The sequence below is a fragment of the Acinetobacter sp. YK3 genome (genome assembly GCF_001729365.1).
GTDB lineage: Bacteria > Pseudomonadota > Gammaproteobacteria > Pseudomonadales > Moraxellaceae > Acinetobacter > Acinetobacter vivianii.
Genome location: NZ_LZPJ01000031.1, coordinates 1 through 11,883 on the forward strand (window position 1 = coordinate 1; position 11,883 = coordinate 11,883).

8 protein-coding genes and 1 other RNA gene are annotated in these 11,883 nt (G+C 41.8%); 7 read left to right on the forward strand and 2 right to left on the reverse strand.

The window, feature by feature from the left end:
* Window positions 1-849: anthranilate 1,2-dioxygenase electron transfer component AntC (gene antC, locus A9Z07_RS03670; protein ID WP_069576853.1), on the forward strand; the 849-nt coding region annotated here is incomplete at its 5' end.
* Between the two features lie 134 nt (window positions 850-983).
* Complete coding sequence (locus A9Z07_RS03675; protein WP_069576856.1) at window positions 984-2,318, forward strand: MFS transporter; 1,335 nt, start codon at window positions 984-986, stop codon at window positions 2,316-2,318.
* 59 nt (window positions 2,319-2,377) lie between these two features.
* Here A9Z07_RS03675 and A9Z07_RS03680 read toward each other — a convergent pair whose 3' ends face one another.
* Window positions 2,378-3,361, reverse strand: a complete 984-nt coding sequence (locus A9Z07_RS03680) for an AraC family transcriptional regulator (RefSeq protein ID WP_069576858.1) — start codon at window positions 3,359-3,361, stop codon at window positions 2,378-2,380.
* A gap of 475 nt (window positions 3,362-3,836) precedes the next feature.
* Here A9Z07_RS03680 and A9Z07_RS03685 point away from each other — a divergent pair, with 475 nt between their 5' ends.
* From A9Z07_RS03685 to A9Z07_RS03705, 5 genes are all read left to right on the forward strand, one after another.
* Window positions 3,837-4,985: an HlyD family efflux transporter periplasmic adaptor subunit gene (locus tag A9Z07_RS03685; protein WP_062847588.1), complete on the forward strand. Its 1,149-nt coding sequence runs from the start codon at window positions 3,837-3,839 to the stop codon at window positions 4,983-4,985.
* Between the two features lie 6 nt (window positions 4,986-4,991).
* Window positions 4,992-6,518, forward strand: a complete 1,527-nt coding sequence (locus tag A9Z07_RS03690) for a DHA2 family efflux MFS transporter permease subunit (RefSeq protein ID WP_069576860.1) — start codon at window positions 4,992-4,994, stop codon at window positions 6,516-6,518.
* 308 nt (window positions 6,519-6,826) lie between these two features.
* Window positions 6,827-8,821, forward strand: coding sequence for a gamma-glutamyltransferase (gene ggt, locus A9Z07_RS03695; protein WP_069576862.1), 1,995 nt, complete (start codon window positions 6,827-6,829; stop codon window positions 8,819-8,821).
* 158 nt (window positions 8,822-8,979) lie between these two features.
* Window positions 8,980-9,339: a transfer-messenger RNA gene (ssrA, locus tag A9Z07_RS03700) on the forward strand.
* A 180-nt stretch (window positions 9,340-9,519) separates the two neighbouring features.
* Window positions 9,520-10,665: a tyrosine-type recombinase/integrase gene (locus A9Z07_RS03705; RefSeq protein WP_069576868.1), complete on the forward strand. Its 1,146-nt coding sequence runs from the start codon at window positions 9,520-9,522 to the stop codon at window positions 10,663-10,665.
* A gap of 143 nt (window positions 10,666-10,808) precedes the next feature.
* Here A9Z07_RS03705 and A9Z07_RS03710 read toward each other — a convergent pair whose 3' ends face one another.
* Window positions 10,809-11,738, reverse strand: a complete 930-nt coding sequence (locus A9Z07_RS03710; protein ID WP_069576874.1) for a hypothetical protein — start codon at window positions 11,736-11,738, stop codon at window positions 10,809-10,811.
* Window positions 11,739-11,883: the final 145 nt, after the last annotated feature.

The following is an 11,883-nucleotide window of genomic DNA, read 5'->3' on the forward strand; positions in this document are numbered from 1 at the left end:
GTGGATGAAGATGCTTTAAGTGAGCGTGATTTGGCAGAGCGCAAGATGTTGGCTTGTCAAACGCGAGTCAAATCCAATGCTGCATTCTATTTTGATCACAATTCTGAAATCTGTAACGCTGGCGAGACACTGAAAATTGCAACGCAGGTGACTCAGGTTGAGCTGGTGTCCGAGACAACCGCGATTTTGCATGTTGATGCCAGTTCATCTGCCAAGCAATTAGAGTTTTTACCTGGTCAATATGCACGTTTGCAGATCCCTGAGACGGATGACTGGCGTTCTTATTCTTTCGCCAATCGTCCGAATCAGACCAATCAATTGCAGTTTTTAATTCGCTTATTACCCGATGGCGTGATGAGTAATTATTTACGTGATCGCTGCCAAGTCGGTCAAACCATCTTGATGGAAGCACCTCTCGGCAGTTTCTATTTGCGTGAGGTTGAGCGTCCATTGGTGTTTATTGCGGGTGGAACAGGTTTATCGGCATTTTTAGGCATGCTGGACAATATTGCGGAACAAACGAATGCACCTGCAATCCAGCTGTATTACGGGGTCAATCAGGAAACGGATTTATGTGAACAATCCCGTTTGCAAGGCTATGCTCAACGTTTACCAAATTTCAATTATCAACCTATTGTCACGCAAGCTTCGGAGACTTGGGCAGGCAAAACAGGTTATATCCACGAGCATCTGAATCGGGAACAGCTCGCGGAACAAGCCTTTGACATGTATTTATGTGGCCCGCCACCGATGATCGAGGCGGTTAAAGGTTGGCTGGATGGACAAGCATTAGTTAACTATCGTTTGTATAGCGAAAAGTTTTTACAAAGCAATACGGCTCGCAATTGATCGGCTGCGCTGCCAGACGATTGACACAAAACAGGAGGAGAGGAAATCCTCCTGTTTAAGATAAATAAGCAGTTTACAAAATTAAAAATCTCAACGTGAGCATACGTTGAAACATCTACTTTAAGGGAATAAAAATGAAGACAATTGATGTGAATCACGTGATCAATCGGGATCGGCTGTCGCCCTTGCAATGGCTGGTTTTTGCATTGGGCTTTCTGGTGTTTTTCTGTGATGGTTTGGATACAGGGATTATCGGTTTTATTGCGCCTGCGTTGCTGGATGACTGGGGGATTACTAAACCTGAATTGGCGCCAGTGCTGAGTGCGGCACTGGTAGGTATGTCGATTGGTGCAATTATTTCTGGGCCGTTGGCGGATAAATTTGGACGTAAAGGCGTGATTGTGTCCACGACTTTATTATTTTCTATATTTACCATCCTGTGTGGTTTTGCTTCTTCTACACAAGACCTGATGATTTACCGCTTCATCACAGGCGTTGGATTAGGCGCTGCCATGCCAAATATCAGTACTATCGTTTCAGAATATATGCCTGCAAAACGCAAAGCTTTCCTCACGGGACTGGCTGGTTGTGGCTTTATGTTGGGCATTTCTTGTGGTGGGGTGTTGTCGGCCTATTTACTGGAAAATTTAGGTTGGGCCAAAGTGGTAATTCTAGGTGGGATTATTCCTTTATTTTTAGTGGTCGCTTTAATCTTGAAATTGCCAGAATCTGTACCGTATCTGATTAAAAAAGATCAGCAAAATAAAGCTCAAAGCATTCTGGAAAAAGTTCAAGGTCATGCTTTTGCTGACACGGTCAAAATTGAGTTAGCTCAAGTCGATGTCAATCATACTGATAGTCCTGTCAAAACCGTACTAACGAAATATCTCTGGGGATCAGTCATGCTGTGGTTGTGCTGTTTCATGAGCCTGTTAGTGTTTTATCTACTCACCAGCTGGATGCCTACGATTTTAAAAACCGCTGGTTTCAGTACGCAGCAATTTAGCTTGATTGCTTCTATTTTCCCATTTGGTGGAGTGGTCGGCGCTGTGATTATGGGCTGGTATATGGATAAGCTGAATCCAACCATCGTGATCAAATATGCATATTTAATGGCATTTATGCTGTTTATCGTTGCGGGTTTCGTCAGCTCAAGTATTTTGTTGCTCGGGATCAGTATTTTCCTGATTGGTGCTTTGTTGACGGGCGCTCAATCGTCACTGTTACCTTTAGCTGCTTTATTTTATCCATCGCAGTGTCGTGCAGTCGGCGTGTCATGGATGCATGGGATTGGACGAGTTGGCGCAATTTTTGGGGCATTTTTCGGTTCGTATATCTTTACCTATGAAATCAGCCTCGGTGGTATTTTCTACCTCTTGGCCTTACCGACGTTTATTGCCTTTATTGCGTTAAGTTTAAAAGCGATGCGTCAAAACAATAAAGCCAATCCTGTCTTAAGCACCAGTTAAGACGTTAAAAAAGCCCAGTGCTTTCTAACACTGGGCTTGGGTTTTATAAATACACCACACTAGATATTATTTCGGGTTTCACTCGGTTTTTCGCCAAATTCCTCTTTGTATTCTTGCGCAAAACGGCTGAGGTGATTAAAGCCCCAATCATAAGCGAGTTTGGAAATGGAAATTTTTTGCTGTTTACTTGCATGACTCAATATTTTATAGATTTGCTGCAACCGATATTTACGTAAATAGGCCATGGGACTGAGTCCATAATATTGCTGAAACTCTTCATACAGTTTGGATTTAGAGACACCCGCCAAGCGTTGTAAACTCTCGACATCGAAGGATTCCTGTGCGTGTTGCACAATAAAATTCTTCACTTTTCGGATATATGCTGGCTCCATCTGATTGCTACGGTCATGCAATGCCGCAGAATAATTATTTTCCTGAGACAGCAGCAGGGCTTTAATCACAAAATTTTCATAGTCTTCAGAAAACATCGACAAACCCGAAAAGTCTGCATAATGTGATTTGAGTTGTAAAAAGTTTTCAATGTTATTCCACCAAGCTTTCATCAGCCCAGTCATGCTGAGCGAGATTTCAGGGTTAAAGACCAGCGCTTGTTCAAGTGGTTGATTGAGGAGCTCTGACAGCACCAGATGCAGACTTTTTTCGGGAATCACCACCTGAAACTTTTGACAATCCTGATTAATAACCAAGTCCTGTAAATCCTGATTGGAAACGATGAGCCCAGTATTCTCATCGGATTGATATTTGGCACCACGAATGCTCAGTGTTTGCTTGCCATGAAACGGCAGACTAATGCTATAGGCTTTTAGATTGGAAATGTTGATCGAAACATTGGCACCATAACTAATAGTTCCGATCGCCATTTTTTTATGAGGAAGTCGCATGCCGTCATAATGAAAGTCGAGTGTCTCCCGACACAATGTATCCAGACGATGCTCGCCACAGATCATCGACATTACATTTTGTGCAAAATCGGCTTGATGCGAATGATGGATAAGATCCATGTTTTGGCTGAGTGATGTCATAGTCCTTTCACCTAGCGAAGTGCTTATTGTTTTAGCAGCAAGAAAAATGCCATTTTGATCCATAAATGAGCGTATTTATTCTTAGCTCTCTGGACGAGCAATTGAATAGAAATGCTGTTCCAGCTTGTTTCATTAGAGCAAACTCAAGCAAATATACAAGCCCGTAGGGAATATATCTTTATGCTTTATAGGTATGTTAAATGCAGGTCTCGAGCGTAGGGTATTGATTTGTGCAATGGCTAAATAGCCAAACTTTAAGTTTTAAATCATTCATAAAATATCAATTTATAAGAATTGAACGCATCAGTTATTTTTTTTAATCTCGCCATATGATTTTTTATCGGTAAAATGCGAAATAATTTTTGCTCCTATTTTTTGCGCTTTGGTTTTTAACATTCAGTTAAGTTTTCAAAATTAAACTGATCGGCTGATTAAACCAAAAGTTAAAAATCTCTTTAATTTTCAGGAATAACTTATGACTGACGCTCAAGCCAACCCACAGGATGCTGCTTCAGATTCGGCATCAGATGATGCAATGAAAGCAAAACGTAAAAAATTTCTCGGATTTTTCGCGCTCATTCTCATTCTTGCTGCAATTCTGTATGGCATCTGGGCGTTATTCTTTAATCATTCTGTCAGTACCGATAATGCTTATGTGGGAGCTGAAACAGCGCAAATTACCTCAATGGTGAGCGGGCAAGTTTCGGAAGTATTGGTGAAAGATACCCAACAGGTAAAAAAAGGCGATGTGTTGGTGCGTGTTGATGAGCGGGATGCCAAGATTCAATTAGCACAGGCGCAAGCTGAACTTGCCAAAGCACAACGTCAATATAAGCAGACTCAGGCAAATAGCAGTTCTTTAAACTCTCAGGTTGTTGTGCGTAATGATGAGATCAGCAGTGCGCAAGCACAAGTGACCAAAGCCCAAGCGGATTATGATCGTGCGGCATTGGAACTCAAACGCCGTAATGAACTTGCTGCGACAGGTGCAATCTCTAAAGAAGAATTAAGTAAAGCACAAAGTGCAGTTTCGACTGCAAAAGCAAGTTTGGATCTGGCTCAAGCAGGTTTAGCTCAGGCAACTTCTAGCCGCAAAGCCGCCGAAAGTACCTTTGCTGCCAATGAAGCCTTGATTCAAGGGGTAAATGAAGCATCAACACCAGATGTGCTCGTCGCAAAAGCTCATGTAGAACAAGCTGCGCTGGATTTGGAACGTACCGTGATTCGTGCACCTGTGGATGGTGTGATTGCCCGTCGTAATATTCAGATTGGTCAACGTGTAGCACCGGGTACGGTCATGATGTCGGTGGTGCCTTTATCTGCGCTGTATGTCGATGCAAACTTTAAAGAAAGCCAACTGGCGAAAGTCAGAGAAGGTCAGCAAGTTACGCTACGCTCAGACCTGTATGGCGATGACGTGGTGTATCACGGGACTGTGCAAGGTTTCTCGGGTGGAACAGGGGCGGCATTTGCCTTGATCCCTGCGCAAAATGCAACAGGCAACTGGATTAAAGTGGTACAGCGTTTACCCGTACGTATTACCCTTGATCCAAAAGAACTTGCACAACATCCATTGCGCGTCGGGTTGTCGATGCAAGCGGATATTGATCTCGCATCGAAGTAATTAGCCATGAAAACGCAAACTCCTTTTGCAGAACTCAGTGGCGGGCGCTTACTGCTTGCAGCTTTTGTGATCGCCCTTTCAAATTTTATGGTGGTACTGGATACCACCATTGCTAACGTTTCTGTGCCTCATATTACAGGGAACCTCGCAGTTTCTAGCTCTCAAGGGACATGGGTCATTACTTCTTATGCTGTTGCAGAAGCAATTTGTGTCCCTTTAACGGGTTGGCTGGCAGGACGTTTTGGTACGGTTCGGGTATTTGTCTTCGGATTGATTGGTTTCACCATTTTCTCATTCCTTTGTGGTTTAGCGACTTCACTGGAAATGTTGGTGTTTTTCCGAATTGGACAAGGTCTTTGTGGTGGCCCACTGATGCCGCTCAGTCAAACCTTGCTCATGCGAATTTTCCCACCAGAAAAGCATGCTCAGGCAATGGGGCTTTGGGCGATGACCACGGTCATTGGGCCAATTCTAGGGCCGATCCTCGGGGGCTTGATCAGTGATAATCTGTCTTGGCACTGGATCTTCTTCATTAATATTCCAGTTGGTATTGTCTGTACCTTAGCTGCCATACGCTTATTGTCTGTGGCTGAAACCAAAACCGAAAAATTACGGATTGATGCCATTGGCCTAGGTTTATTGGTGTTGTGGATTGGCGCATTACAATTAATGCTGGATCTCGGACATGAACGCGACTGGTTTAATAACTCCAGCATCATTATTCTGGCGCTGGTCGCAGCAGTAGGCTTTATTGTCTTTATGATATGGGAGCTGACTGAAAAGCATCCCGTGGTCAATCTTTATGTTTTCAGGCATAGAGGCTTTGCTGTTTCAGTACTGGCGCTGGCCTTTGGCTTCGGTTCCTTCTTTGGCAGTATCGTACTCATTCCACAGTGGTTACAGATCAACCTGGGTTATACCGCCACATGGGCAGGTTATCTCACTGCCACCATGGGCTTTGGTAGTTTGACCATGTCGCCGATTGTGGCGAAGCTGTCGACCAAATATGATCCGCGGGCATTGGCAAGCTTTGGGTTGGCCTTGCTTGGCGTTGTCACTCTGATGCGTGCATTCTGGGTGACTGATGCTGATTTTATGGCCTTGGCGTGGCCTCAAATCCTGCAAGGTTTTGCGGTGCCATTCTTCTTTATTCCGTTGTCGAATATTGCAATGGGATCTGTATTGCCACAAGAAATGGCATCTGCTGCAGGCTTAATGAACTTCCTTCGAACTATGGCTGGTGCGATTGGTGCGTCGATTGCAGTCACCATTTGGGATGATCATGCCAAAGTCGCGCGTAGCGAAATGGTCAATAATCTGCATCCGCAAGAAGTCCAAAATAGTCTGCTTCAGAATGGATTCTCACCCGATGCAACGCTGGGTGTGATTGCCAATTTAGTGGATAAAGAAGCGATTACCATGTCGGCCAATCATGTGTTTATGCTGTTGGCGATTGTGTTTGTATTTGCCAGTGCCTTGATCTGGTTAAGTCCAAAACCGAAAGGGAATACGGGTGGCATGCCGACCCACTAAAAATTATGAACTAAAAAGCATCTCTTCTGAGGTGCTTTTTTTATGTATAAAAATAGTGTTTTAAGCTGTAATTGATAGATTTTGCCTATTTTTTTCTAGAGAAAGCATGCCAGAATCCAGTTGAAAGCGATAAGGATTGCATTGTAATCACACGGAGGGATATTACTGGGCGTAGGAGATAAAGCCTAGAATCATTGAATATTATTAAAAGTTTATTTTTATCAAAGATTAAAACCTCTATACCTGAAAATAAATAAACTAGCATGGCAATTGCATGGATAGGCAGGTATATATAATGGAGTTATCACGTGAATCATAGATATTCATTTTTTTTCAGCAGTTTATTGGCTGTTGGTTTATTACAGGGATGTGGGAATGATTCCTCATCAGATCAATCAGGCAAAGACTCAAATACAGGCCAACCTTCAAAACCCGATCTGATTATTGATCAGGACCCAAGTAGTTGTAGCAAACTGGCAGAGGATGGCTCGAGTATTGTGGTCGGTTCGGATCAGAATGGTGATCCTGCGGCACCTGAAGGTGCATCGGGTTATCGTTTAAACAATACAGTCAAATATGCCGATAAATATATGGTGGTGGCGAATACGCCATTGGCAGTAAAAGCTGGATGTGAAATTTTAAAAGCGGGTGGAACTGCGGTGGATGCCGCCGTAGCTGTACAAGCGGTGTTGGGTTTGGTGGAGCCACAATCCAGTACCATTGCGGGTAGTGGTTTCATGATGTATTACGATGCAGAAAGCAAAACGGTTACCGCCTATGATGGACGGGAAACTGCACCTGCTGCTGCCAATGAATACTATCTGGTTCGACAGGATATACATGATCCAGAATCTCCCGCACCTGTGCCGAGTGCCCGTCGCAGTGGCCGTTCTATTGGTGTGCCCGGGGTAATGCGTTTGCTGGAACAGGCACAACAGGAACATGGCAAACTGAAATGGGATCAGCTTTTTGATCAAGCCATTGTATTGGCAGATCATGGCTTCCGTATTCCTGGACGTCTGGCTGATGCAATTGCAAGTAATGCCGCTCATCTGGCGCTCGATGCAAATGCAGTCGCAACTTACTTTTATCCAGATGGTACACCGCGTAAAGTGGGCGAAACCATGACCAATAAAGCCTATGCCAAAACGCTGGAAACACTTGCAACCCAAGGTGCGAAAGCCATGTACAGCGGGCCGATGGCGAAAAATATTGTGGCTAAGGCAGGGCAAACTGTAGGGGATGATGCAGCCCGTACTCCAATTACCCCAAGTTTGATGACCTTACAGGACTTATCCAATTATCAAGTTAAAAAACGGACGCCAATCTGCACCACTTACCGAGACAGTTACTATGTGTGTACCATGCCACCGCCATCATCAGGTGGGATCGCGGTTGCACAAACGCTGGGCATTTTAGAAAACTTTGAGATGAGTAAATACCCGCCTAAAAATCCAGAGAATGAAGGTGGGATACCTGATGTCATGGGCGTACATTTAGTTTCTGAAACGGAACGACTGGCTTATGCAGACCGCGATAAATATGTAGCAGACACAGATTTTGTGCCTTTACCGGCGAAGGGTATAGCTAGTCTGATTGACAAAAACTATCTGAAACAACGTGCGGCATTGATCAATCCAGATCAAAGTATGGGTGTGGCACCAGCAGGCCAATTCAATTCCAATGCTGGGATTGATAAGACGGTTGAACATGGTACAACTCAATTCACGATTGTCGATGCGTATGGCAATGTGGTTTCAATGACATCGACAGTAGAAGCAAGTATGGGTTCATTCCATATGGTAGATGGCTTCCTGTTATCCAACCAGTTAACTGATTTTAGTGCCAATCCTGTCGATCAAACCGGTGCATTATTGGCGAATCGGGTAGAAGGTGGTAAGCGTCCACGCAGCACCATGGCACCAACGCTGGTATTTAAAGGAACAGCACCTGGTGATTTTTATATGGCAACAGGTTCACCGGGTGGCGGCACGATTATTCAATATGTAGTAAAAACGCTGGTCGGTGCATTGGACTGGAATTTAAATGCACAGCAAGCCACGTCTTTGGTGAACTTTGGGGCAATCAATAGTCCAAATACCAATATTGATAGCTCGAATGACCAGTTGTCCTTACTTGAACTGATTGATGCGTTGAAAGCAAAAGGACATGGTATTTCCAATACGGCTCAAACCAGTGGGATTGCGACGATTATGAAAGTGAATATTGATAATCAAAGCAAATACGCGGGTGGAGTCGATCCACGCCGTGAGGGCATCGTGTTAGGCAATGGTGCACTATAGGTAAAATTCAAAAAAGTTGTCTTTGTGGCGGCTTTTCAATTTTGAACTTGAAAAATAAAATGCAGTCACAATATAGAAGAATAAGCGTATATTTCGCTGATTGGTTAGAAATTAAGATTTAAATTCTAACGATCTATGTTATGATTGCGCTGTACTTTGGGGATGTTTCTGGCTTCGACGCTGGTGATGAAACTCATAGATGCATGCCGAGAGCGCATTTTCTCTCGTAAATAAAATTTGCATTTTAATAGTCGCAAACGACGAATCATACGCTCTAGCTGCCTAAGGGCAGCTTGTCCGCTTCACTGAATACTTGTGGTCAGTGAACCCGACTGAAGCGCACGCACACAAGTCCGTATAGAGTCAAGCCTCGGGGCTTTATACCAAACTTAGAGGATCGTGCTTTGTACCCTGTTCGTCGGGTCGCTTAGTGTTAAAACAATAGACGATATCTAAGCATGTAGTATTCTCGAGCGTAATGCTGGCGGACGCGGGTTCAACTCCCGCCATCTCCACCAAAATATTATTCGGGATTGTTCGATCCGATATAAAAAAGCCTTTAAGTTCAATACTTAAAGGCTTTTTTATTTGCCTGTTTGTCCGATATCATCCGACTTGATTTGACCTTATTTTTGCCTTTTAAGGGTCAAAATTGGGACAATTTGACCCACAAGATTCAAAATGAGTGGGCGGGAAAAATGGCACTAACTGATGTGGAATGCAAAAAGGCATTACCTAAAGAAAAGCAATATCGATTATCAGATTCTAATGGGTTGTCACTGATCATTGATCCAAAAGGGAGTAAATATTGGGCGCTTCGACTTACGGTTGATGGCCAAAGAAAATCTAAAGCACTAGGGCAGTATCCTGATCTAAGTTTGAAAAAAGCTCGTGAAATTGCTTTAGATATAAAATATAAGTTTTCTCGTGTAGAGGCGGTTGATGAGTTAAAACCACTTTTTAAAGAGGTAGCAGAAGAGTGGTTTGAAAATCAAAAAGAAACATGGTCTACAAAGCATATTAGCAATGTCCAAGCATCATTAGATGAATTGTATATTGGGCTTGCCAACAAGCGAATTAATCAAATCCAAGCTCCTGAAATTTTGCAGATCATTAAGAAAATAGAAGCGAGAGGTTCACTTGAGATTGCTAAGCGTACATTATCACGCTGTGGAATGGTCATGAAGTTCGCGATTGCGCATGGTTATAGATATGATAATCCTGCTAGTGATTTGGTATATGCCCTTAAGAATAGAAAAGTGAAAAATCTGGCTACTCTCTCAGCAAATGAAATGCCTGAATTTCTAAGACGTATCAAGGCTTATCCATGTGATGATCAAACACATCATGCCATTATGTTGATTATGCTTACTGGCGTTCGTGTAAGTGAATTACTGCAAGCGTATTGGGATGAGTTTGATCTAGATGAGCGTAGATGGGACATCCCTGCTGGACGTATGAAGAACGGTTTACCCCATCGTGTACCCTTAACAGACATGATGATCGATGAACTTCAGGCATTGCGTCTGACACATAATCAGGATTTGTTATTTCCACACCGACTAAATAATAAACAAGCTATGCGCAGCGAGTCAATCTTGGCTGTAATTAAACGTTCAGGCTATGCAGGACGAATGACTACACATGGATTTAGATCTTTATTTAGTACTGTGGTGAATGAATCTAATCTATTCAATCCTGATGCGATTGAACGTCAGCTTGCACATGTACCTCAAAATCGTATTCGCTCTGCTTACAACCGGGCACAGTATTGGGACGAGCGTGTAAAAATCGTGGAATGGTATGGGAAGCAGATAAAGGGTTGGTTAAAAGCAGTTTGTTGAAGATATTTACGTATTCTCGATAGGTCGACTATATTCTAGGAAGTTGTGGATACTCTGTCAGATTCAAATTATACTTTCAGCTGTCTAAATACTTTATAAGCGGTAAGAACTTCTTACCGCGTTGTTTACTGTAAAATATAAATTTAAAGTTTCATGTCATTTTTGAATAGACTCATATCTTCTGTATACGCAGCATCAATGAACTGTTCAATTAATTTGTTTTCAGATATACCTTTAGCTTCACTAAGCCTAGTTAGTTTTTCTTTGGCTGACATTGTAAGCGGAATTTGATAAAGCTTTTTTCTTTTATTAGCTTGAGTAAACTTTTTTTGTGCCCATGCCTTTCTAATTTTTTCAAAAAAAACTATAAATTCAGCATTATTCGAAAATTGTATACGGTCTACTATCTTTAATATTTCAAGTTCAGGTTTTTCCATTTTATTAAATAAATCTAACTGGTGTGAGAAGGATATCTTTTTATTTTCCAATGACTTATGCAAGTATTCTAGACACCAATCTAATTGCTCTGATGAAGCTTGATCAATCCAATCTACTAGAGGGGAAGTAATATGTAGTATCTCTAACCATGTCTTTTGAATTTCTTCAATAATTTTAATTTTTTCTATGATTAGTGCATTGTTTTGATAATTGTTTTCAAAGAATCCTTTACTTAAGTATTTGTTATTATTATACATATCAAATTTAAGTAAAAAGTTAAGATATAAATTTTTGTTGTAGTTTGGTGGGGTGTTTTTAGGACAAAGTAATTTAAAAACGTACTCATCTTGAGCTTGTAACCAATTTATGAGTCTTTTGTTATCTGGAGTTATCCAAGAAATGTAGTTTGTAGGGATTACTTCATTAGCTTTTTTTTCAAGTATCTTTGGTATGTGATTCTCTAAAGCTTTTAATAACTCAAAACAAACTCTTTTTAAATCCTGAGTAGATAGTTCCATAGGTTCAATTTTTAACTCAATGCATAGATAAGCATAAAGCCAATTGTAATCTCTTTGTGTGAATCCAAGGAATTGTTTGGCATAGTCTGGTTCCCCCGAATTGAATCCACTGCTCATAAGATCTCCATAATATTTTACTGATATTTATATATATTTTTTCATTGATTTTTTAGTTATTCAAGCGATGTTTTACTTTTATTTATCTATTAATTTTTATTTTTAAGCTATTGATATATATCACTATAATATTGTTTTATTAACT

Excerpts from the sequence above, each read along its gene's own strand:
- A9Z07_RS03690 (WP_069576860.1), top strand. The coding sequence starts at position 4,992 with ATGAAAACGCAAACTCCTTTTGCAGAACTCAGTGGCGGGCGCTTACTG.
- A9Z07_RS03680 (WP_069576858.1), bottom strand. The coding sequence starts at position 3,361 with ATGACATCACTCAGCCAAAACATGGATCTTATCCATCATTCGCATCAA.
- A9Z07_RS03710 (WP_069576874.1), bottom strand. The coding sequence starts at position 11,738 with ATGAGCAGTGGATTCAATTCGGGGGAACCAGACTATGCCAAACAATTC.
- A9Z07_RS03705 (WP_069576868.1), top strand. The coding sequence starts at position 9,520 with ATGGCACTAACTGATGTGGAATGCAAAAAGGCATTACCTAAAGAAAAG.
- A9Z07_RS03675 (WP_069576856.1), top strand. The coding sequence starts at position 984 with ATGAAGACAATTGATGTGAATCACGTGATCAATCGGGATCGGCTGTCG.
- A9Z07_RS03685 (WP_062847588.1), top strand. The coding sequence starts at position 3,837 with ATGACTGACGCTCAAGCCAACCCACAGGATGCTGCTTCAGATTCGGCA.